Source organism: Pseudomonas sp. G2-4, assembly GCF_030064125.1.
GTDB lineage: Bacteria > Pseudomonadota > Gammaproteobacteria > Pseudomonadales > Pseudomonadaceae > Aquipseudomonas.
Genome location: NZ_CP125957.1, coordinates 5,758,186 through 5,779,944 on the forward strand (window position 1 = coordinate 5,758,186; position 21,759 = coordinate 5,779,944).

Annotated in this window: 19 protein-coding genes; 5 read left to right on the forward strand and 14 right to left on the reverse strand. The window is 62.9% G+C overall.

The window, feature by feature from the left end; all coding sequences use genetic code 11:
• The 4 genes from QNH97_RS25215 to QNH97_RS25230 are packed head-to-tail and all read right to left on the reverse strand — an operon-like array spanning position 1 to position 7,714.
• Positions 1-4,569 carry an alpha-2-macroglobulin family protein gene (locus tag QNH97_RS25215; protein ID WP_283557550.1) on the reverse strand — a complete coding sequence of 1,523 codons (4,569 nt, stop codon included), beginning with the start codon at positions 4,567-4,569 and terminating at the stop codon, positions 1-3.
• A complete protein-coding gene (locus QNH97_RS25220; protein WP_502944465.1) occupies positions 4,566-5,225 on the reverse strand; it encodes a DUF1175 domain-containing protein in 660 nt (219 codons plus the stop codon). The genes QNH97_RS25215 and QNH97_RS25220 overlap by 4 nt, the downstream gene beginning before the upstream one ends.
• Complete coding sequence (locus QNH97_RS25225) at positions 5,210-6,919, reverse strand: DUF2138 domain-containing protein (RefSeq protein WP_283554401.1); 1,710 nt, start codon at positions 6,917-6,919, stop codon at positions 5,210-5,212. Before QNH97_RS25225 ends, QNH97_RS25220 begins: the two co-directional genes overlap by 16 nt.
• A gap of 36 nt (positions 6,920-6,955) precedes the next feature.
• Entirely contained in the window at positions 6,956-7,714 is a 759-nt protein-coding gene (locus tag QNH97_RS25230; RefSeq protein ID WP_283557552.1) for a YfaP family protein, read from the reverse strand.
• A gap of 300 nt (positions 7,715-8,014) precedes the next feature.
• Between QNH97_RS25230 and QNH97_RS25235 the strand changes: the two genes are divergently transcribed.
• From QNH97_RS25235 to QNH97_RS25255, 5 genes are all read left to right on the forward strand, one after another.
• Entirely contained in the window at positions 8,015-9,151 is a 1,137-nt protein-coding gene (locus tag QNH97_RS25235; protein WP_283554402.1) for a Fic family protein, read from the forward strand.
• A gap of 231 nt (positions 9,152-9,382) precedes the next feature.
• Complete coding sequence (locus QNH97_RS25240) at positions 9,383-9,625, forward strand: exodeoxyribonuclease VII small subunit (RefSeq protein ID WP_003185917.1); 243 nt, start codon at positions 9,383-9,385, stop codon at positions 9,623-9,625.
• On the forward strand, positions 9,622-10,509 hold the full coding sequence (gene ispA / locus QNH97_RS25245; protein ID WP_283554403.1) for a (2E,6E)-farnesyl diphosphate synthase: 888 nt from the start codon (positions 9,622-9,624) through the stop codon (positions 10,507-10,509). Before QNH97_RS25240 ends, ispA begins: the two co-directional genes overlap by 4 nt.
• Before the next feature lie 114 nt (positions 10,510-10,623).
• On the forward strand, positions 10,624-12,522 hold the full coding sequence (gene dxs / locus QNH97_RS25250; protein ID WP_283554404.1) for a 1-deoxy-D-xylulose-5-phosphate synthase: 1,899 nt from the start codon (positions 10,624-10,626) through the stop codon (positions 12,520-12,522).
• Positions 12,523-12,685: 163 nt separating this feature from the next.
• Positions 12,686-14,566 (forward strand): TonB-dependent receptor domain-containing protein, encoded by a 1,881-nt coding sequence (locus QNH97_RS25255; RefSeq protein ID WP_283554405.1) that lies wholly within the window; start codon positions 12,686-12,688, stop codon positions 14,564-14,566.
• A gap of 127 nt (positions 14,567-14,693) precedes the next feature.
• Here the strand turns inward: QNH97_RS25255 and QNH97_RS25260 are convergent, their stop codons facing one another.
• From QNH97_RS25260 to QNH97_RS25305, 10 genes are all read right to left on the reverse strand, one after another.
• The gene (locus QNH97_RS25260; RefSeq protein WP_502944466.1) at positions 14,694-15,491 is read right to left on the reverse strand and encodes a cobalamin-binding protein; all 798 of its coding nucleotides are present in this window, start codon (positions 15,489-15,491) and stop codon (positions 14,694-14,696) included.
• Positions 15,491-15,910 (reverse strand): MFS transporter, encoded by a 420-nt coding sequence (locus QNH97_RS25265; protein ID WP_283554406.1) that lies wholly within the window; start codon positions 15,908-15,910, stop codon positions 15,491-15,493. Before QNH97_RS25265 ends, QNH97_RS25260 begins: the two co-directional genes overlap by 1 nt.
• Entirely contained in the window at positions 15,907-16,524 is a 618-nt protein-coding gene (gene ribA / locus QNH97_RS25270; protein WP_283554407.1) for a GTP cyclohydrolase II, read from the reverse strand. The genes QNH97_RS25265 and ribA overlap by 4 nt, the downstream gene beginning before the upstream one ends.
• 109 nt (positions 16,525-16,633) lie before the next feature.
• A complete protein-coding gene (locus QNH97_RS25275) occupies positions 16,634-17,398 on the reverse strand; it encodes a substrate-binding periplasmic protein (RefSeq protein ID WP_283554408.1) in 765 nt (254 codons plus the stop codon).
• 11 nt (positions 17,399-17,409) lie between these two features.
• Positions 17,410-17,913: a phosphatidylglycerophosphatase A family protein gene (locus QNH97_RS25280; RefSeq protein WP_186614572.1), complete on the reverse strand. Its 504-nt coding sequence runs from the start codon at positions 17,911-17,913 to the stop codon at positions 17,410-17,412.
• The gene (thiL, locus tag QNH97_RS25285; protein ID WP_283554409.1) at positions 17,910-18,875 is read right to left on the reverse strand and encodes a thiamine-phosphate kinase; all 966 of its coding nucleotides are present in this window, start codon (positions 18,873-18,875) and stop codon (positions 17,910-17,912) included. The genes QNH97_RS25280 and thiL overlap by 4 nt, the downstream gene beginning before the upstream one ends.
• Positions 18,876-18,893: 18 nt before the next feature.
• Complete coding sequence (gene nusB / locus QNH97_RS25290) at positions 18,894-19,394, reverse strand: transcription antitermination factor NusB (RefSeq protein WP_283554410.1); 501 nt, start codon at positions 19,392-19,394, stop codon at positions 18,894-18,896.
• Positions 19,391-19,867: a 6,7-dimethyl-8-ribityllumazine synthase gene (ribH, locus tag QNH97_RS25295; protein WP_047229743.1), complete on the reverse strand. Its 477-nt coding sequence runs from the start codon at positions 19,865-19,867 to the stop codon at positions 19,391-19,393. The genes nusB and ribH overlap by 4 nt, the downstream gene beginning before the upstream one ends.
• A gap of 90 nt (positions 19,868-19,957) precedes the next feature.
• Positions 19,958-21,049, reverse strand: a complete 1,092-nt coding sequence (gene ribBA, locus QNH97_RS25300; RefSeq protein ID WP_283554411.1) for a bifunctional 3,4-dihydroxy-2-butanone-4-phosphate synthase/GTP cyclohydrolase II — start codon at positions 21,047-21,049, stop codon at positions 19,958-19,960.
• A 16-nt stretch (positions 21,050-21,065) separates the two neighbouring features.
• On the reverse strand, positions 21,066-21,728 hold the full coding sequence (locus QNH97_RS25305; RefSeq protein WP_025215724.1) for a riboflavin synthase: 663 nt from the start codon (positions 21,726-21,728) through the stop codon (positions 21,066-21,068).
• Between the last annotated feature and the right edge of the window lie 31 nt (positions 21,729-21,759).

The window sequence follows — 21,759 nt, forward strand, 5'->3', positions numbered from 1 at the left end:
TCAGTTGACCGTGACCTGACCAAGCGCCGGTTTCTGTTCCCGCGCCTGATGCTGCGGCGCGTAGACCTGGGTGAAACGCACCGGCGGCAAGGTGAACTGGCCCTTCTGGGAGAAGCGCACCAAGTGCCGCAGGCGCAGCTCGCCACTGAGGGCATCCACTGGCACTGCATACGCCATCTGGCCCGGTTCGAATCGCGCCCTTTCCAGGGAAGTCGGTTCGCTGTCGGCCTTGCCCAGCAACTGGATGCCCCAGGTGGTGCGCTCCACATCGGCGCCCGGCGGCAACGGCACTTCGAGCATGCCGTATCGCAGCGGCGTCGGCGCCTTGCTGTTGATGATCACTTCATCCAGGTAGAGGCTGTCGCTGGACAACGGTTTGTTGCCCACGGCTTCGAGCTTGAAGGTGAAGGCCTCGTCGCCCGGCACCAGGCGCGACAAGCGTCGGGTGATGGACACTGCCATCGGCGCCAGCGGCGCTTGCTGGCTCTGGAAGCTCAGTGCCGCTTGCAGTGGACGCTCCTGGGCACCGGTGAGGGTCAGTTGGGTCGGCAACTGTGCGCCCTGCCATTGCCAGTAGGTTTCACCGGTGGCGCCTTGCTTGGCTTTCCAGCCTTCGCCCGGAACCAGTGCCACAGCTGGCGCGGCCTGCTCGATGCTGCCTTGCAGCCAGGTCAAGGCCAGGGCCCGTTCCAGGGTCGACTGTTGCGGCAGCACACGTTCCAGCAGGGCGCTGGCGCGAGCTTGGTCGAAGGTTTGCAACGACAGGACGAGGGCCTCGACGAATGGCTGCGAGCTGAGCTCCAGTTGCTGTTGCGCGGCGTCCACCTGACGACTGAAGGCGGCCGGCAACGGCACCTTCGCCTGCTTGGCGAGGGACGCGGTCAATACGCGGGCGCTCGCCAAGCCAAGGGCTGAATCCGGTGCGTTCATGACCAGGCTGTCTTCACCGCTGTCCAGCACGCTTTCAGTACTGTCTTCACTGGCCTTGGCCAGATCGTCCATCAGGCCGCTGAGCAAGGTGTTCACCGGCAACTGCATCTGCTTGGCGAACGACAGGATCAACGCCCGTTGCAGCAGCGGCGTATCACCGGCCTGCTTGGCGTAGACCTCCAGCACCCGCTGCCAGTGTTCCGGCGGCAGGCTCAGGTCCAGGGCCTTGCTGGCGTGCCAGTCGGCGTAATAGGCGTAGGCCGTGAGGAACGCATCCGGCTCGCCGTCCTGGCCCCACCAGGTAAAGCTCGCCGATGGACCGGCCATTTGCACCAGGCGCAAGCGACTGTTCTGCATGATCAGGCGCAAGCGATCACGGATCTGCGGGTTCGACGCCAGGGTCGGGTAGGCGATGCTCAATGGCAGCAGACGGCTGGCGGTCTGCTCGACGCCACCATAGGGGTAGCTCAACAAGTCATCCAGGGCGGAACGGAACAACGCTTGCGGGCTGTCATCCAGGCGCAGGCGGATGTCGCTGGCGTCGGCGGGCAGCGTCAACGGCGTATCGCCGCTGGCCACGTCGAGGCGCTGGCTCTGGGTCACCTGCCAACCGTTGCCGCTGGCGTTCAGGTGTACAGCCAGGGCGTCCTGGGTTTCGCCGTTCAACTGCAACTGCACGCTCAAGTCACCGTTGCTCAGTTCCAGGGCCGGCAGCGGTACGTAGTTGATGCCATTTTTCAGCTCCACCACCACGCGCTGTTCAGCACCGGCGTAACGGATCAACAGCTCAGCTTTCAGCGGCTTTTCCGCCTGACTGAAGGCAAACAGGCCCATCTGCGGTTTGTCGCCGGTGCGGAACCGGGTCGGGCCGCTCCACTTCAGGTACAGCGGTTTTTCCGAAGCGATGAATTGTTTCTTCTGCCCCACCTGGCCGTCGTCAGAGATGGCCCGGGCGGTGATGCGCCAGCGGGTCAGGGAGTCCGGCATCTTGAAGGTGAAGCGGGCCTTGCCGCTGGAGTCGGTGACCAGTTCCGGTTGCCACGCAGCCGTGTCGACGTCTTCACGCCGCGGCCGCTCCAGCACCTTGACGCCACGCTCGCTGCGGTTGGCCTTGCCCGGCGCGCCAGGGCTGCCCGGCAGTGCCACGTCGTAGCTGATGAACGACAGGCTGGCACTGGTGCGTACGTTGTTGCGACGCGGGTGATAGAAGAACTGGTCGATGGTCGGCGCCACTTCCGGTTGCAGGGCGTAAACCATTTCGTCGACGACGCTGACGGTCAGGTGCGCCGGGATCGCCTTGCCGGCGAACTGGGTGCTCAGGTCCACGGTCACCGTGTCGCCAGGTCGGTAAGTGGCTTTGTCGGTGACGACCGCCACATCGATCTGCGGCGCAACTACCTTGATGCCGGCGTTCTGGAAGCTGTACTGGCCTCCCTTGGTGTAGAGCACCGAGAACGTCAGGTTCGGCGCGAAGGCGTCTTTCACCGGAATGCGCGCTCGATATTGAGTGTCGCTGAGCTTTTCCATCGTCAGCCAGTCACCGCCCTTGGACAGCAGCGCCGTGGCCTCGACCTTGTCCCGCTCAAGGGACAGCAGCGCATCACTGACCGGTTCCGGGAAGGTGATCAGGGCCAGCGCTTCGTCGCCGGCCTTGTATTCGGCTTTATCGAGGACGATCTCGACAGTGCCCGGCACGGCCTTGATGCCTTCACCGGTCACTGCGTGGGCGGCGGCGCCAATGACCCGGCCATGGTCGTCCTTGAGCGTCAGGTTGTAGGTGCCCGGACGGTCGAAGGTCAGGCTGAAGCCCTTGTCCTTGGCCGCCAGCTTGCCTTCGCCAGTGCTCTGGTCTTCCAGCCGTACCCAGGCGTAGCTGCCCGGTGTCACGGCTTTGGCTTGTTCGTTGCCGCCTTCGTTGACGTAGTTGAACGCCACCTTCTGGCCGACGGCGCTGAAGCGCTGGGGCGCGCTCAGGCGGAAATTCGCCGCGCCACGGTCGATGAGGATTTCCTTGGTGGTCTTGACCCGATACGCCGCGCCATCGCTGGCGAACACGGTGAGGGTGTAGCGGCTCGGCTTGTCGGCGGCCGGCAGATCGAGGGTCGCGTTGCCCTTGGCGTCGGTGGTCACTTCGCTGCTGGTCAGCTCGACCGGGAATTGCCCCAGGTATTGCAGCTCGTTATCCACCATCGACAGTTGCTGGGCCCGCAGGCTCAGGCTCACCTTGGCATTGGCCACCGGCTTGCCGTCCGGGTACAGCAGCACGAGATTGCCCTTGACCGGCTCGCCGGTGCGGTAATCCTGCTTGGCCAGGTTGAGCGCGATTTCGAAGTGCGGCTTGATGTATTCGGCCACGCGGAAGGCGCTGCTGTAGAGCTGGTCCTTGTAGCTGAAGCGCAGCTCATAGCCGCCGGCCACGGCGTTTTCCGGCAGTTGGAAACGGCCCTGGGTACCGGCCTTGAAATCCAGCTTCAGGGCCAGGGTTTGCAGGGCGGTGCCGGTGGCATCCAACACGCTGACATTGACGTCGGCGGCGCTCGGTTGCACTGAATCACGGGCGTTCTTGAACTCACGGCCGACGATTTTCAGCGAGACCCAATCCCCCGGGCGATACAGCGGGCGGTCGGTGAAGGCATAGAGCTTGGTGTCGTAGATTTCGCTGTCGTAGTAGAAGTTCTCGGAGACGAATACGCCGCCCTCCTCGTCTTCGCCAATGACGAACGAACGCTCCGGGCTGACGTGCTTGAGGCGCAGCAAACCGTCCTCATCGGTGGCACCGCTGCTCATCACACCCAGGCCGTCGGTCCACAGCACGTTGACCTTGGGCACCGAACGTCCCTCATGTTTGCGTGCGGCCCAGACCAGCAGCTCGTCACCGGCAATCTTGCTGACCGCCACGGTGTTGGAAACGAAGACCATGGTGGTCGCGCGGTACTTACCAATCAGCGCTTCCACCAAGTACAGGCCCGGTTTCAACTGGCCCAGCGGCACGTAGACGTTGCCCGGCGCGACGCTGACGAATTGACTGGACGAACCGGCCAGGTTGACGCCCGCTGGCGGCTGGATCGGCTTGGCTTGCCACAGCGGATAACGGAACTGGCTGACCACCGGCAGACCCGGGATCAAGGCGAATTGTGCCGGTGCGTCGTACGGGGTCGGCGCCACCAGGGCGTCGCCGATCTTCAGCTCCGGCACTTCTTCGGTCACTTGCTGGCGAGACTCATAGGAGAACGCCCGCTGCATCACGCGGCGAGACTTGCGATACCAGTTGTCCCACAGGTACGCGAGGGTGTTCGACAGGCCTTCGCCCTTGAACTGGCCGTCGCTGACCACCCGGTGCAGATTCTTCTGGCGCTTGAGGAAGTCCAGCGGCTTGTCGATGCGATAGACGCGGATATCGGCGCCGCCGTAGGGCTCCATGCGGAACCGGCGATAGTCGCGACCCGGCGCTTCGAGGCGAACCATGGCCTGCTCATCGCTGGCAAAGCTGCTGTCGGCCAGCAGGAAGAAGCTTTCACCGGCCACCGGCGTGTAGCCGCTGGGCTCCACGGTGTCTTCGGCGTTCACGACAGGTGCCAGCAACAAGGCAAACAGCAGGGGCAATTTTGAACACAAGCGCAGCATGCGGGCACCGGTCATTGGGAGAGAAAGTTGAGTCGATAGACGCCGATGAAGTTGGGGTTGGCTGCGTCGGGTATCCATCGGGTGTCCTTCCAGTTCATGAGTTGTTGCAGGCTTGCGGAGCGCATGCCGTTGTCGGTAGGGGTTGTGGTGCCGGTGTGATAGGCGATGTAGCGGCCCATCCAGATCATCAGGTGCTGGTCGTCGCCCTGATCGAAGAACATCAGGTCGCCGGGACGGGCCTGGGCGACATCACGGCCCACCAGGCGACTGTTGAACTGGATCAGCTTGATGGCGTTGACGTAGGGGCCGACCTTGCCGCCGCCCTGCTGCCATTGCTGGGCGAGGCGCCGTTGCGCATCGCTGAGGGGCAGTTCCGGTGGCAGGTAGCGATTGGACAGGCCGTTGCTGCGCAGCCATTTGTCATCGTGGACCTTCAGCGCTTCGTTGGCGGCAAAGCGCACCAGCCCGGCGCAGTCCTGCTGATACCAGCGCGGGCTCGGGCCTTTGGTCAGCTGTTCCTGGGCAATGCGCACGAACCAGGCGCGAAACACCTGGGACTGCTGCACATCCAGCGACGGCGTCTCGACGGCCAACGCCGGGCCGCCCAGCAGCAGCGCCAGCAGCAACATCCAGTGAGGGTTGCGGATCAGCGCTGTCACAGGGCTTTCCATTCCAGCGGCAACCACTGCCAGTGGCCGTCCGGCTCGCTGCCTTCGGGCAGTGTCAGGGCATATTTGCCGTAGCCGCCAAGGGTCCGCAGTTTCGGGATCAGGTAGGTTTGCGCGGCGTTGTAGAACACCGGCTCCATGTCCTGGGGCAGGCTGTCGAGGGTCTCGCGCTGCATCAGTTGCGCCATGGCGTCCGGGCCGAAGTAGAACGGCATCAGCAGGTCCTTGGGCACCACGTCAGCCATGGGCGGGAAGCGTTTGTCGAGGGTGCCGAGGGCTTTGTCCACCAGCTTGTCGTCGAGGGAAAACAGCAGGGTCGAACCGTGGCGCGCCAGGCTGACCCGCATGAACGCCTTGCCGGTGATCGCATCGGGCTGCTCTGCGTCCTTGGCCAGGTAAGGGCCGAAGTTCGAGCTGACCTGACGCTGCCATTGGTGCGTCGAGCCTTCTTGCTTCTCGACCACGGGGAACGCATGTTCGACGACGTTGTTTTCGTAGGCACCCACCATCGAACCGAACAGGTTGCCCAGGTCGGCATCGAGCTTGCCGTCGTCTTCGTTCAGGCTCGCCACCAGCAGCGGCGTGTACAACCGCGAATCGGCGTACCAGCACAGGCCCGCCGCGCCGGCCATGTGGTCGACCATGGCTTGGGCGGCCTTGTCGTCGGCGCCGAGTTTTACCAACAGCGGCTTCTGTTGCTCAGCGGCCAGGGGCAAGGTCACGCAGGCACTGGCGCCCATGGGCATGGCTTGCCAGATTGGCTTGAAGTCGAAGTCCGGTTGGTTTTCCAGCTCGTCCATGGCCAGGAAGCTGTGCCAGCCCTGGTCGTCCATGTCGAAACGCAACCCGGCGAAGTTCGGGATGAAACGCTGGTAGCCCATGGCGAGCACGCTGGCGTTGACCGAGATGCGTTGCTTGACCTCCGGCGCCTTGGGCGGCAGGCCGAAGGCTTCGGGGAAGAGTTTTTCACCGGCCAGCAGCGCTTCGAGGGCCTGGGTCGAGACCATGCCGGGCTCATCGATAGGGCCGTTACCGTTGTCGTAAAGCTTGGTCGGATTCGACAGCACGACCATCTTGTCGCCATGGGAAGCGAAGGCCAGGGATTTGCTGGCGTTATAGCTCAGTTGGTAAAGCGCGACCTCATCGCCACCCACCTTCAGGTCGCCGAGCTTGCTCAACTGGGTGTCGTCCAAGGCGACTTTCGCCAACGGCTCCAGCACCTTCGCCAAGCCACTGCGGTCCATCACCAACAGGAAGTCCTTGAGCCGCCCGTCGGCACCGCGCCACAGCGCCACATCGGCCGGCTGGTCGAACAGCTGCTCGATCAGGCTGTCCTGCAGCTTGAGGTCATGCTCGTAGATGATCCGGCGCAGGCTGCCAATCAGCCCGAGGCGGTCGGCGTGGGCCTCGTAATAGAAGACGAAATCCTCGGTGAGCGTGGCCTTGAGGAACGGCACCGCCAGCAGGTCCTTGGGCAACTGGCTCAGGGAATGGGCCTCGAGCAAGCCGTCGGGACGGCTCAGGCCGAGCTTGTCCAACGCCAACTCCATGGGTGGGGCCTTGGGCTTGGTCATGAACCAGCCCAACCCGGCGGCGACACCGGCCACCAGGCACAGCCCGATCAGCAGCGCCGGCCAGCGGCGCACAGGTTTGGCGACAGGGGTCGGCGTGGTCGGGGAAGCAGTGTTGTCGCTCATATTCACAAGGGCCTATTCATCCGTGGAGCGGAATACTTAGTAGTTGAAAGTCTTGACCAGCAACAGATCGCCAATGGCGCGCAGGGGCACGACAAAGGTTTCGCGTTTTTCATTGACGGTGTTTTCGTTGAGCACCAGGTTGATCTGCGAGGTGATCACCTCGTTCTGGTTACTGGTTTCATCGAAGTTGTAGCCGCCGCTGCCGTAGTTACCCCAATAGTTCACGTAGACCAGGTAGGTGCCGTGCATTGGCGCGGTCATGGTGAACATTTCCGGGCCGGGGCCATCGACGCCATCGGGATCGAGGCCGCCGCCGTTGCTCAGCGCCGGCTGGCCGAAAAACGCATGTTGGCCGTCGGGTGTGACGATATGCAGATCGAGTTCGGCCTTCGGATCGTCCCAGCCCAGCACCACGCGGATCTGCGCCGGGGTTCGCAGGTGATTGGCTTCATAGAACTGCACCCGCTTGAGGGACTGGCCTTCGGAGCTGCGCACTTCAACGCTATTGGAGCCGGCACCGAACGCATACGGCCGGGCGAAACGCCCCTCGTCGTCGGTATAGAGATTCAGTGGATTGCCGTTGACTGCCAGGCTATGGGGCGGACGGGCGGTGCCCATGGCCTTGAGTCGACCTTCGATCATCGTGCGGTTGCGCTGCACGCCCCGGTCGATGGGCGGTGTGGGGTAGGCAACCTGCGGGTTTTCAGTACGATCGAGCAAGCCGCTGTAGCGCCAGCCACCCACCGGTTCCGACAGCTCAGCCGAAGGCTGCGCCCACGCCATCGGCGCGCCCATCAGCACGATCAATAATGAAAGAAAACGCACGTATGCCTCCTGCCATGCATGACGCAACCCGGCGCTCTTCCTCAGCGCTGCTTGTCATTATTCGGGTTTCGTCTGAAGGCCCCGTCGCAAGGGGGCCGTAGATGCCGCGAAGGTTAGCGATTCGGCTGATTATTCACAATCGGTGAACGCGCGATTCTGTGTGGGAAATCACGTACTGAGGGTGCCATGAGCCGAATAGAGAATTTATTCGGCTCACCGGATGAGCCGAATAGCGTTATTATTCGGCTCATCCACTTTTGGACAAGGCGCATGACCCCTTACTGGATCTGGCAACAGCCCGATTGGCCCGACTTTCGCTGGCAAGCCGAGGCATTGGCGCCACTGCTGCGCGAATGCGTGCAAGCCCAAGGCCAACTGCTGGGCATGACCAGCGCCGTCACGGCGTCGCTCAGCGCTCAGAATGAACTGGACGCGCTGCTGCAAAACATCGTGACGTCTTCGGCCATCGAAGGAGAGCAACTGAACGTGGGGGCAGTCCGCTCATCCCTGGCCCGACGCCTGGGCCTGGAGCAGGTGGATGACAACCCGGTCAGCCAGCGCAGTGAAGGGTTGGCGAATCTGTTGCTGGACGCGACCCGCCACCTCGATCAACCACTGACACTCCAACGCCTGCAGGAATGGCACGAGTGGCTGTTTCCTGATCAGGCGCACGAGCTTGCCCATCGGCAGATCCGCGTGGGCACGTTGCGCGGCGACGAACCGATGCAAGTGGTCTCGGGCAGACTGGACCGCCCTACCGTGCACTTCGAAGCGCCGCCTCGCAAAGGGCTCGAGCAACAGTTGCAATCATTCGTCGACTGGTTCGAGGCCAGCCGTCATCAGGCCGGACTCGATCCTTTATTGCGTGCCGGTATCGCTCACTTCTGGTTTGTCACCCTGCATCCGTTCGACGATGGCAATGGTCGCCTGACCCGCACCCTCACCGATCTGGCGCTGGCCCAAGGAGAAGCCCAAGCCATTCGCTTCTATGCCATGTCTGCCAGCATTCTGGATGACCGCGCCGGCTACTATCGGATCCTGGAGACCAGCCAGAAAGACACATTGGATGTAACCCCCTGGCTCAGCTGGTTTCTGCAGACACTGTTGCGCAGCCTCCAGCAGGCGATGAAGCGGATCGACAGTGTGTTCAGCAAGGCGAGGTTCTGGCAGGTGCATCGCGACAACACGCTTACGCCAGAGCAAGTCAAGGTCCTCAACCGAATGCTTGACGGCGGGGAGAGAGGTTTCGAGGGCGGTATCAGTGCAGCCCAGTACCAAGCGGTGGCAAAGGTGTCCAAGGCCACCGCGACCCGCCACCTGGCGGAACTGCTGGAGAAAGGCTGCCTGGAGCGAATGCCTGGCGGTGGACGCAGTACCCGGTATCGGGTCAGTTATCCAGTTGGCTGAAATCCCGTGGCGAGGGAGCTTGCTCCCGCTCGACGGCGCAGCAGTCGCAATCCGACTTGATCCCAGCAGGTTGGGGGCTGCTTCGCAGCCCAGCGGGAGCAAGCTCCCTCGCCACAAAAGCAGGTCGGTGCAAGCCCACCGTCGCGCTTCGATTTACCCTGCCCTGATTTGCCCCAAAACCCCATGTCTGCTAGTGTCGCGCCCGTTTAACAGTCAACCGGAATCGCCGCCATGGCCCGTAAAAAAGCTGCACTGGACTTCGAACAATCTTTGGCCGACCTGCAAACGCTGGTCGAACGGCTGGAGAACGGCGAATTGTCGCTGGAAGACTCGCTGACCGCCTTCGAGCAAGGCATCGGCTTGACTCGCGACTGCCAGGCGGCGCTGGCCCAGGCCGAACAGAAGGTGCAATTGCTGCTCGAGCGTGATGGCGAGCTGACCGAAGAGCCTTTCGACGCGGAACAGCCTGAATGATCGGTGCCTATCAGGCCGGCAGTCAGGCCCGGGTCAATGCGGCACTGGACACCTTGTTCAGCGCCCCGAGCCCTGAGCTTTCTCGGCTGTACGAAGCCATGCGCTACAGCGTGATGAACGGCGGCAAGCGTGTGCGTCCACTGTTGGCCTACGCTGCGTGCGAAGCCTTGGGCGGCCAGGCCGAACAGGCCGATGGCGCAGCTTGCGCGGTGGAGCTGATCCACGCTTATTCGCTGGTCCACGACGATTTGCCGGCCATGGACGACGACGACCTGCGTCGCGGCCAGCCCACCACCCACAAGCAATTCGACGAAGCCTGCGCGATCCTCGCGGGCGACGGCTTGCAGAGCCTGGCCTTCAGCGCCCTGCTGGACCCGGCCCTGAGCGATTGCCCGGCGCAGATCCGCCTGGACATGGTCAGCACCTTGGCGCTGGCGGCAGGCCCCGCCGGGATGGTCGGCGGCCAGGCCATCGACCTCGGTTCGGTGGGTTTGAAGCTGGACCAGAGCGCGCTGGAATACATGCACCGGCACAAGACCGGCGCCTTGATCGAAGCAAGCGTGCGCCTCGGCGCCCTCGCCAGCGGGCGGGCCACACCCGGGCAACTGCAAGCCTTGCAGACCTATGCCCGAGCCATCGGCCTGGCGTTCCAGGTGCAGGACGACATCCTCGACGTCGAAAGCGATACCCAGACCCTGGGCAAACGCCAGGGCGCCGACATCGCCCGGGACAAACCGACCTACCCGGCCCTGCTCGGCCTCGACGCGGCCAAGGCCTACGCCCTGGAGTTGCGCGACCAGGCCCTGACGGCGCTGCGACCCTTTGACGCGGCGGCCGAGCCGTTGCGCGACCTGGCACGCTATATCGTCGAACGACGCAGTTGAAACGGGGTCAACCCCTTTAGACTGCGTATCGGCCAAGTTCCGGCCAACGCGTGGGCAGCTTGCGATGCATAAGGTAAACTGCCGCCTCTTTCTATACCTATAACGATTCGCCTGATGCCCACGACGTTTCAAGAGATTCCCCGCAAGCGCCCGACCACGCCCCTGCTGGACCGCGCCAACACGCCGGACGGCCTGCGTCGCCTGGGTGAAGCCGAGCTGGACACCCTGGCCGATGAGTTGCGCCTGGAACTGCTCTACACGGTCGGCCAGACCGGTGGGCATTTCGGTGCTGGCCTGGGCGTCATCGAGCTGACGATCGCGCTGCATTACGTGTTCGACACCCCGGACGACCGACTGGTATGGGACGTCGGCCATCAAGCCTATCCGCATAAAATCCTCACCGGTCGTCGCGAGCGCATGAGCACCCTGCGCCAGAAGGACGGTATCGCGGCGTTCCCACGCCGGTCCGAGAGCGAGTACGACACCTTTGGCGTCGGTCACTCCAGCACCTCCATCAGCGCTGCCCTGGGCATGGCGATTGCCGCCCGCCTGCAAAACAGCGAGCGCAAGGCCATTGCCGTGATCGGCGACGGCGCACTGACGGCGGGCATGGCCTTCGAGGCGCTGAACCACGCGCCGGAAGTCGACGCCAACATGCTGGTGATCCTCAACGACAACGACATGTCGATCTCCCGCAACGTCGGCGGGCTCTCCAACTACCTGGCGAAAATCCTTTCCAGCCGTACCTACGCCAGCATGCGCGAAGGCAGCAAGAAGGTCCTGTCGCGCCTGCCCGGCGCCTGGGAAATCGCTCGTCGGACCGAGGAGTACGCCAAGGGCATGCTGGTGCCCGGCACGCTGTTCGAAGAGCTGGGCTGGAACTACATCGGCCCCATCGACGGCCATGACTTGCCCACCCTGATCGCCACCTTGCGCAACATGCGCGACCTCAAGGGCCCGCAGTTCCTGCACGTGGTCACCAAGAAAGGCAAAGGTTTCGCCCCGGCGGAAGTCGACCCGATCGGCTACCACGCCATCACCAAGCTCGACCCCCTGGACGCCCCGGCCGCCGCACCGAAAAAGGCCGGCGGCCCGAAGTATTCCGGCGTGTTCGGCCAATGGCTGTGCGACATGGCTGCCGCTGACCCGCGCTTGGTGGGCATCACCCCGGCGATGAAGGAAGGCTCGGACCTGGTGGCCTTCAGCGAACGTTACCCCCAGCGCTATTTCGACGTGGCGATTGCCGAGCAACACGCCGTGACCCTCGCCGCCGGCATGGCCTGCGAAGGCGCAAAACCGGTGGTGGCGATCTATTCGACCTTCCTGCAACGTGGCTACGACCAACTGGTGCATGACGTCGCGGTGCAGAATCTCGACGTGCTGTTCGCCATCGACCGCGCAGGCCTGGTGGGCGAAGACGGCCCGACCCACGCCGGCAGTTTCGACCTGTCGTTCCTGCGCTGCATCCCCGGCATGCTGGTGATGACCCCGAGCGATGAAAACGAACTGCGCAAGATGCTCACCACCGGCCATCTGTTCAACGGCCCGGCGGCGGTGCGCTATCCCCGCGGCAACGGCCCGAACGCGACCATTGAGGCCGACCTCGAACCGATCGAAATCGGCAAGGGTGTGATCCGCCGCCAGGGCAAGCAGGCCGCCCTGCTGGTGTTCGGCGTGCAACTGGCCGAAGCCTTGAAAGTCGCCGAAACCCTGGACGCCACCGTGGTGGACATGCGTTTCGTCAAACCGCTGGACGAACCCCTGGTGCGCGAAATGGCCGGCAGCCATGAACTGCTGGTCACCATTGAAGAAAACGCCATCATGGGCGGCGCCGGTGCGGCAGTCAGCGAATTCCTGGCTCGGGAGAACATCCTCAAGTCGGTGCTGCACCTGGGCCTGCCGGACCACTACGTCGAACACGCCAAGCCTGCACAGATGCTGGCCGAATGCGGGTTGGATGAGGCTGGGATCGAAGCGGCGGTGCGTCAGCGGTTGCAGCTGTTGGGCCGGTAATTCCAGACCACACAAGCCCTTGTGGGACACAAGCCCCTGTGGGAGCGAGCTTGCTCGCGATGGCGGAAGATCAGTTAAGTAATCCATTGGCTGACACACCGCTATCGCGAGCAAGCTCGCTCCCACAGGGGTTCTGTGCGAACCAGAAATTTGCGGAACGCCCATGAAACTGCGCCTCACCCTCGCCCTTTCCCTACTCCCCGCCCCCGAACTGCTCGCCGACACCTTCGAACGCGACCAGGCCATGAAACTCCCGGATGTGGTCATCAGCGCCAACCGCCAGGTCGAAGCGCGCAACGACAGCAGCGCCGCCAATACGGTGTTCACCCGCGACGACATCGAGCGCCTGCAACCGGCCAGCGTCACTGACTTGCTCAGCCGCGTGCCGGGGGTGCAGGTGGCGCCGCTGGGCGGGCGCGGCAGCCTGCCGGGAATTTACATACGCGGCACCAAATCGGCCCAGAGCCTGGTGTTGGTGGACGGCCAGCGCATCGGCAATTCCACCTCCGGCGACAGCAACCTGCAACGCCTGAACATCAACCAGATCGAACGGGTGGAAGTGCTGCGCGGTTCGCGCTCGGTGATCTACGGCGCCGATGCGGTGGGCGGCGTGATTCAGATTTTCACCCGGCGCGGCAATGAACAAGGCCTGCAACCACGCCTGCACCTGGGGTTCGGCAGCCACCAGACCTGGGAGCGCAGCCTGGGCTTGTCCGGCGGCGACGAGCAGACACGTTTCAACCTCGGCGCCAGCCTCGACGAGAGTGCTGGAAGCAATCGGACCCACGAGTCCTATGCCAGCGACCGCGACGACGATGCCAATCGCAATCAGTCTTTCAGCCTGAGCCTGAGCCATGCGGCCAGCGATGACCTGGAAGTCGGCCTGAACCTGCTGGATAACCGCGGCAAAAGCGAATACGACAACCCGTTCGGCCGCTTCGACCCGGCCACCTTCGCATCCCTGCCTCAGCAACCCTATAGTGAGTTTGCGGTGAGCAGCTTCAGCACCTATGTGGACGGGCGAATCAACGAGGCCTGGAAGTCACGCCTGGAACTGGGCCACAGCGAGAACCGTGAAAAAACCTTCGACAAGCTCAGCGATGTCCGCGAAGTGTTCAACACCTACCGCGACTCCCTGACCTGGCAGAACGACCTGACGCTGGACGATCGCAACAGCCTGATCGTCGGCGGCGACTGGTATCAGGACCAGGTCAACAGCAGCACGCCGTTCGACGAAGACAGCCGCTGGAACCGTGCCGCGTTCATCCAGCACCGCTTCCAGGCCGAAACGTTCTCCACCGAACTGGGCCTGCGTCGCGACCAGAACCAGCAATTTGGCGGCCAGAACAGCTGGAGCGGCACGCTCACCCTGCCAGTGAACGCCGACAACGATCTGTTGCTGACCTACAGCGAAAGCTTTCGCGCACCGACCTTCAATGACCTGTACTACCCGGATTTCAGCAATCCGGACCTCAAACCCGAGACCGCCAAAAGCTACGAGCTACAATGGCGCAGCCAACTGACCGACAACGCCCGCCTGGAGACTTCGCTGTACCGTACGGACCTGGAGGACGCGATCATTTTTGGCAGCAACTCACGCCCGCAGAACGTCGCCTCGGCACGGATCAATGGGTTTGAAATGAGCCTAATGCAGGATTTTTTCGGCTGGCAGAGCAACCTGGGCCTGGCCCTCATCGACCCGCGAGACCGCGACAGCGGTCACACCCTCGCCCGCCGCGCTCGTCGGACCTTGAGCCTGGACCTGGACCGGCAATTCGACCGCCTGGGCCTGGGCGCCACCTGGCAAGCGGTGAGCAGCAGCTACGACGATGAAAACAATCGCAATGCCCTCGGCGGCTATACCCTGCTCGGGTTGCGCGGCAGCTGGACACTGACCCGGGAAGTGAAGCTGGAAATGAAGGTGGACAACCTGCTGGACAAGGGCTACAGCCGGGCGCTGTACAGCCATGACGGGGCGCAACATGGGTATCGGGAAGAAGGGCGGACCTGGTTGTTTGGGGTGACTTGGACACCCGCACTCTGATCTGGGATGCGTGGTGTTTGGGCGGGCCTCATCGCGAGCAAGCTCGCTCCCACATTTGACCGCGTGCTAGCAGGCAACATCAATCAACTGTGGGAGCGAGCTTGCTCGCGATTGGCCGCGCCGCGGTCTACTGGTCCGGCGCAATCAACCCACACAACCCAGCCGTCGCCTCGACCATCTGCCCACTGGGCCGCTCCAGGCCTTTATCACTGACTTTCAACAACCGCCCCTGCGCCACCGCCGCCAACTGCGGCCAGGCCTTCCAGGCGTCGAGCTGGGCCTGGTCCGTGGCCAGGATGATCTGCGGATTGCGCTGCAACACCGACTCCACACTCACCTGCGGTGCCGGCAAGCTCAGGTCGGCAAAGACGTTACGCGCTCCGCACACCGCCAGCGCATCACTGATGATCTGCTCGCCGCCCACGGTGTACAACGGCCGATCCCAGACCTGATAGAACACCGACAACGGCGTGTCACGCCGGTAACGCTGACGCAACGCCTCAAGGCGTACGCGCAGTTGTGCCGCTCGCGCCACGCCCCGCTCCGGACGACCGAGTTGCACAGCGATGTCTTCAATTTGCGTGATGAGTCCGTCGAGACCGTGGGGCTCGGCGACGTAGACGGGGATGTTCAAGCCTTTGAGCTGCTCGCGCTGAGCCGGCCCCACACTGCCGGGCCAGAGCAGCAATAGATCAGGCTTTAGGCTGAGCAAGCGCTCCATGTCCAACTGCCCGTAACGGCCTACCGAGGGCAGACTTTTCAAGGTTTCGGGGCGATCACCGGCATCCAGCACGCCCACCAGCAGGTCGGCAGAGTCCAGTTCAACGACGATTTCAGTGAGCGACGGCGCCAGGCTGACGACACGCGGGGCCGCCACCGTCGAGGCGCTGACGGCCAGCAGTAGAACCGCCAGCCAGCGGCTCATCAGCCGAGTTGACGCGGGATACGATACAGGTAGAACAACACCACGGTGGACAACGCCAGCAGCATCAACGGCACCGCTTCCAGGCCGACGAATACGGCCAGTGCGCCAATCCAGGCCGGCAAACCGGCGACCAGGAAGGCCGCGCGGCGGCGGGCGGCCAGGGCAATCCAGGCCTGGGGCTCTTCCGGTGTGTCGAGGGCTTTCTGGGTGGCAACCAAGGCGTGTTTATAGGGCCCGAAGAATCGCAGGCTGACAAACATCGACGCCACGCCCGCAATGAACAGCGGCATCGCCAGCACCGGGAGAATCGCTTCGCCCTGGCCAAACACCGCGTTGATCACGAACAGTGGCACCACGGCCAGCGCCAGGTATTGCCACCAACTGACGGCCAGTCGCCGTCGGACCTGGCCGCGCGTCACGCCCGGTCAACCTCGCCCTGGTGCTCGTTACCCATCATGTGGTCGAGCTTGCTGGCCTTGGTCGCCAGATACAGTTTGTTGTGCGGGTTGTGACCGGTGTGCAGCGGCACGCGCTCGGCGACCACAATGCCCATGTCGATCAACGCCTTGACCTTGCGTGGATTATTGGTCATCAACCGTAACGACTGGATGCCCAAGTGTTCGAGCATGGGCAGGCAGATGCTGTAGTCACGCATGTCAGCGGCAAACCCGAGGCGCTCGTTGGCCTCTACGGTATCGGCACCACCGTCTTGCAATTCATAGGCGCGAATCTTGTTCAACAAGCCAATGCCACGGCCTTCCTGACGCAAGTACAGCAACACGCCACGGCCTTCGCGGGCGATGGCCCGCAGCGCGGCTTCGAGTTGCGAACCGCAATCGCAGCGCTGGCTGAACAGGGCATCGCCCGTCAGGCATTCGGAGTGCAGGCGGCCAAGTACCGGGGCACCGTCGGCGAAATCACCCAGGCTCAGCACAACGTGCTCGCGGCCGGTGGCTTCATCGAGAAAACCATGCATGGTGAATTGCGCAAAGGGTGTTGGCAGCTTGGAAGCGGCAACAAAAACGACAGGCACCGGTGTGCTCCTGATCTAGTACTGGAGTTTCGCAGAGGCGGGCATTGTAACAGCACGTCCCGGCAGACGCTTAGGCTGAATTGTCGGCCATAACCATCGAAAAGTTTGATTACGGCTTCGGTGGCTTGCCATTCTCGTCGAAGGGATAGGGTTGCTTCCAACGTTCGAAAATAGGTTTCAGCTGGCCAGTTTTCACCAGCACATCCATGCGCCGGTCAAACAGCGCCCTCAACACCTGTCCGTTTTCGGTGTTGGCAAAGCCCAGGTACAACGGCAGATTGATCAGCGGCGAGAGCTTGAACTGCTGGGGATTGTCGGCATTGGAAAGCACCTCTTCGATTTCCGTAGACGCATCGATGTAAAAATCCGCCCGCTCATGAATCAGCATCGGCAAGATGCCCACGGTACGGTGGATTTCATTGAAACGGCGGATGTTGGGCAGGTAGTTGTTGTATTCGTATCCGCGCATCCACACCAGGCGATAATTGCCGATTGTCGCCAGCGTGGGCGTCGGTTTGGAAGCCAGCCCCAGGGCAAAGAGATGATCAACGTCGTAGTGCCACTTCGGGTAAAGCACACCTTCGGACTCATCACGATAGGCGCCGACCTGCACCTCGACTTCACCGCGCTGCACCAACCCGATCGAGCGGGTATAGGGCACGCTGCGGATCTCCAGCTTGACACCTGCGGGTTCGAACACTTGGCGCAAAATGTCCCAGGCCATGCCCTGGCCATCGGCCTGGGTGTAACCGGTCCACTCCTCGCTGGCGGCCCGGATCTTGCCCGGCAGCGGCGCGGAGTAGGCCACCCGGGCGACGAGGAAGACGCCTAGACACAGCAATAGCAACAGCAACAGCGCACGGCTTACGCCCATTCCTGGTTCCCTCAGGTAAAACACCACACCAACCCTTGCATTGCCAGCCAGGCGAAGACCCCAGCGAGTACATCGTCAAGCATGATGCCGACGCCTCCGTGCACCTGCCGGTCTATCCAGCGGATCGGCCATGGCTTGAGGATATCGAAGAAGCGGAACACCAGGAAACCCGTCAACAGCCAGTACCAACCTTCCGGTACCAGCCACAGGGTGATCCACATACCGACCATTTCATCCCAGACGATGCCTTCATGATCGTGCACCCTCAGGTCGTCCGCCACCTTGCCACACAGCCAGAAGCCGAACAGCATGGTGATGCCCAGCATCAGCCAGTAGCCCCAGTCCGGCAACATCTGCCACAACGGTATAAAGGGTAGCGCAACCAGCGAACCCCAAGTGCCTGGTGCTTTAGGCAATGTACCCGAACCAAAGCCGAATGCCAGGAAATGCCAGGGGTTACGCCAGACCGAGGGCGGAACAAATTCCGCCGGGACCTGATTGGGATGATCTGTCACGGTGTCTCCCGAAAATGTTGATAGCCCCGTATTTGCGGGGTGATATTGCGCCCTTCGTGATCAAGCAGCCTGACACCTTGCCCGGCCGTGACGCTGCCGATCACCTGGATCGGCCAGCCTGCGGCGTGTAACGCCGACAATTGGACCGGTGGCAAGGTGAATAGCAAGACATAATCGTCACCACCGCTCAGTGCAGCCTGGGCAGCACCGGGCTGGCCAAGAAAGGTTATCAAGGCGTTGGACAGCGGCAGTCGGTCCCGTTCAACGTTTAATGCCACGCCGGACGCCAGGGCGATATGCCCGCAATCGGCCAGCAGGCCATCGGAAATGTCCATCGCCGCGCTGGCTTTGCCCCGCAACGCCAGGCCCAGGTCGATCTGCGGTCGCGGCGACCAATAATGCGCCAGCAACGGCTCGGCGATGGCAGGCTCGGCGTTACGCTGACCGAGCACCAGCGGCAATGCGCCGGCGGCATTGCCCAATTCGCCGCCAACACACAGCAAATCGCCAGGCTGCGCGCCGCTTCGGGTCAGGGCCTGGCCGGACGGCACACGACCGAATACGGTCATGGTCAGGCTCAACGGTCCACGGGTGGTGTCACCGCCCACCAACGCCACGCCGCAGGCCTGGGCCATGAGGTCAAGGCCACGGGCGTAGGCTTGCAGCCAATCGGCGGTCACCGTCGGCAAGGTCAGGGCAAGGGTAAACGCAAAAGGAGTGGCGCCCATGGCGGCCAGGTCGCTGACCGCCACGGCCAGCGAGCGCTGGCCGAGCAGGAATGGGTCGCAAGGGTCTGGAAAATGCACACCGGCCACGAGGGTGTCGGTGGACACCGCCAACTGCTCCCCGGGAGGAACGGCCAGCACGGCGCAGTCGTCGCCAATCCCCAGCGCAACGCCCTCGCCGCCCTGCGCGCAAGACGCGGCGGCGAAGTAGTTACGGATCAGCTCAAACTCACCCATTGGGATAACAAGCGCCAATCAGCGCTTGAACGCCTTCACTTCAGCTTCACGCAGACGCGGGGCGAGTTTGTCGAGCACACCGTTGACGAACTTGTGGCCATCGGTGGAACCGAAGACTTTCGCCAGTTCGATCCCTTCGTTGATCACCACGCGGTACGGCACGTCAACGCGCTGCATCAGTTCCCAGGTGGACAGACGCAACACCGCCAGTTCAACCGGGTCCAGTTCGTCGATGGTCAGGTCCAGGCAAGGTGCCAGGGCGATGTCGATCTCGGTCTTGTGGGCCGGGACGCCGTGCAGGATCTCGCGGAAGTACGCGCTATCGACATCGCTGAAATCGTTGTCGACCCGAAACTGCGCTTCGATCTCGTTCAGCGACTGCTTGGCCATGTGCCATTGATACAGCGCCTGGGTCGCGAGCTGACGGGCTTCGCGACGCTTGACGCTCTTGGACGGCTTTCCGGCATCGGCTGGCTTGGGATCGCGCGGGTTGAAACGATCGCTTTCGTCGCTAATCACTTGGCCTCCAACTGCGCCAGCAGGCTGACCATTTCCAGGGCGGACAGGGCAGCTTCGGCACCTTTGTTACCGGCCTTGGTGCCGGAACGTTCGATGGCTTGCTCGATGGAGTCAACGGTCAGCACGCCAAAGGCGACTGGCACGCCGAACTCCATGGACACCTGGGCCAGGCCCTTGGTGCATTCCCCGGCCACGTATTCGAAGTGCGGCGTACCGCCACGAATGACCGCGCCCAGGGCGATGATCGCCGCATATTCGCCCTTTTGAGCGACTTTCTGCGCAACCAGCGGAATTTCGAAGGCGCCAGGCGCACGGATGATGGTGATGTCGCTTTCGCTCACGCCATGGCGAACCAGGGCATCGACCGCACCGCCGACCAGGCTCTCAACCACGAAGCTGTTGAAACGGCCCACTACCAGAGCATAGCGGCCTTGGGGGGCGATGAAGGTACCTTCGATGGTCTTCAGGGTCATTCGTCAGATCTCTTAAAGAGCCAGAACGCGTTCTATACGCGCTCCTTTGGTGATATTAGCCACGAATACAGGCCGGATAATCCCGGGCCATTATTCGGAGGGCACGTATTCTACAACTTCCAGATCGAAACCGGATATCGCATTAAATTTCATCGGTGCGCTCATCAGGCGCATTTTACGCACGCCCAGGTCCCGAAGGATCTGCGAACCGGCACCGACAATGCTGTAGGTGGTCGGTTTTTTCACGGCGGCTTGATCAGCGGTTTCACGGATGTGCGCCAGCAGCACATCACCATCGAGCGGGTGCCCGAGCAGCAGCACTACGCCGCTGCCGGCCTCGGCCACCGCGGCCATGGCGGCTCGCAGGCTCCAACGGCCGGGCTGCTTGACCATCAGCAGGTCGCGCAGCGGGTCCATGTTGTGCACGCGCACCAGGGTCGGTTCTTCGGCGCTCACGGTGCCCAGGGTCAGCGCCATGTGCACGTCGCCTTCCACCGAATCACGGTAGGTCACCAGGTTGAACTGGCCCAGTTCGCTGTCCAGGGGCTGTTCGGCAATCCGCTGAACGGTACGTTCGTGGATCATCCGGTAGTGGATCAGGTCGGCGATGGTGCCGATCTTGATGTTGTGTTCGGCGGCGAAGGTTTCCAGTTCCGCGCGGCGGGACATGGTGCCGTCGTCGTTCATTACTTCACAGATGACGCCGCTGGGCTCGAAACCGGCCATGCGCGCCAGGTCGCACGCCGCTTCGGTGTGGCCGGCGCGGGCCAGGGTTCCGCCGGCCTGGGCCATCAGCGGGAAGATGTGGCCGGGACTGACGATGTCTTCGGCCTTGGCCTCTTTCGCGGCAGCGGCCTGGACGGTGCGCGCACGGTCAGCAGCGGAGATACCGGTGGTCACGCCCTCGGCAGCCTCGATGGACACGGTGAACTTGGTGCCAAAGCCGGAGCCGTTACGCGGCGCCATCAGCGGCAGCTTCAACAGCTCGCAGCGCTCGCGGGTCATCGGCATGCAGATCAACCCACGGGCATGCTTGGCCATGAAGTTGATGTGTTCGGCCTTGCAGCACTCGGCGGCCATGATCAGGTCGCCTTCGTTCTCGCGGTCTTCGTCATCCATGAGGATGACCATCTTGCCTTGGCGGATGTCTTCTACCAGTTCTTCGATGCTATTGAGCGCCACGCGGCACCCCCTTGGGTCAGGATTTGAGGTAGCCGTTGGCGGCCAGAAAGCTTTCAGTGATGTTACCGGCTGCAGGTTCGGCGGCCTTGTCGCCCAACAACAGGCGCTCCAGGTAACGGGCCAGCAAGTCGACTTCCAGGTTGACCCGGCGACCGGGCCGATACGAAGCCATGATGGTTTCGCTCAAGGTATGGGGAATGATGGTCAGCAGGAATTCGGCGCCATCCACCGCATTGACCGTCAGGCTGGTACCGTCGACGGTGATCGAGCCTTTATGGGCGATGTACTTGGCCAGCTCTTTCGGGGCACGGATGCGAAACTCCACGGCCCGGGCGTTATCGCTGCGCGAAACCACTTCGCCAACGCCATCGACATGGCCGCTGACCAGGTGACCGCCCAAGCGGGTGGTAGGCGTCAGGGCTTTTTCCAGGTTGACCGGGCTGCCGCTCTTGAGGTCGTTCATGGCGGTGCAGTCGAGGGTTTCGCGGCTGACGTCGGCCAGGAAACCGTTGCCCGGCAGCTCCACGGCGGTCAGGCACACGCCGTTGACCGCGATGCTGTCGCCCAGCTTGACGTCGCTCAGGTCGAGCTTGCCGGTTTCGACGTAGACCCGCACATCGCCGCCCTTGGGGGTGAGTGCGCGGATGCTGCCGATGGATTCGATGATGCCGGTAAACATGGAGTCCTCCTCGAGAACGGGCCGCCGCTTG

Bases quoted from the DNA above. Each gene is read 5' to 3' on its own strand.
- QNH97_RS25215 (WP_283557550.1), bottom strand. From the start codon at position 4,569: ATGACCGGTGCCCGCATGCTGCGCTTGTGTTCAAAATTGCCCCTGCTG.
- QNH97_RS25220 (WP_502944465.1), bottom strand. From the start codon at position 5,225: ATGGAAAGCCCTGTGACAGCGCTGATCCGCAACCCTCACTGGATGTTG.
- QNH97_RS25225 (WP_283554401.1), bottom strand. From the start codon at position 6,919: ATGAGCGACAACACTGCTTCCCCGACCACGCCGACCCCTGTCGCCAAA.
- QNH97_RS25230 (WP_283557552.1), bottom strand. From the start codon at position 7,714: ATGGGCGCGCCGATGGCGTGGGCGCAGCCTTCGGCTGAGCTGTCGGAA.
- QNH97_RS25235 (WP_283554402.1), top strand. From the start codon at position 8,015: ATGACCCCTTACTGGATCTGGCAACAGCCCGATTGGCCCGACTTTCGC.
- QNH97_RS25240 (WP_003185917.1), top strand. From the start codon at position 9,383: ATGGCCCGTAAAAAAGCTGCACTGGACTTCGAACAATCTTTGGCCGAC.
- ispA (WP_283554403.1), top strand. From the start codon at position 9,622: ATGATCGGTGCCTATCAGGCCGGCAGTCAGGCCCGGGTCAATGCGGCA.
- dxs (WP_283554404.1), top strand. From the start codon at position 10,624: ATGCCCACGACGTTTCAAGAGATTCCCCGCAAGCGCCCGACCACGCCC.
- QNH97_RS25255 (WP_283554405.1), top strand. From the start codon at position 12,686: ATGAAACTGCGCCTCACCCTCGCCCTTTCCCTACTCCCCGCCCCCGAA.
- QNH97_RS25260 (WP_502944466.1), bottom strand. From the start codon at position 15,491: ATGAGCCGCTGGCTGGCGGTTCTACTGCTGGCCGTCAGCGCCTCGACG.
- QNH97_RS25275 (WP_283554408.1), bottom strand. From the start codon at position 17,398: ATGGGCGTAAGCCGTGCGCTGTTGCTGTTGCTATTGCTGTGTCTAGGC.
- thiL (WP_283554409.1), bottom strand. From the start codon at position 18,875: ATGGGTGAGTTTGAGCTGATCCGTAACTACTTCGCCGCCGCGTCTTGC.
- ribH (WP_047229743.1), bottom strand. From the start codon at position 19,867: ATGACCCTGAAGACCATCGAAGGTACCTTCATCGCCCCCCAAGGCCGC.
- QNH97_RS25305 (WP_025215724.1), bottom strand. From the start codon at position 21,728: ATGTTTACCGGCATCATCGAATCCATCGGCAGCATCCGCGCACTCACC.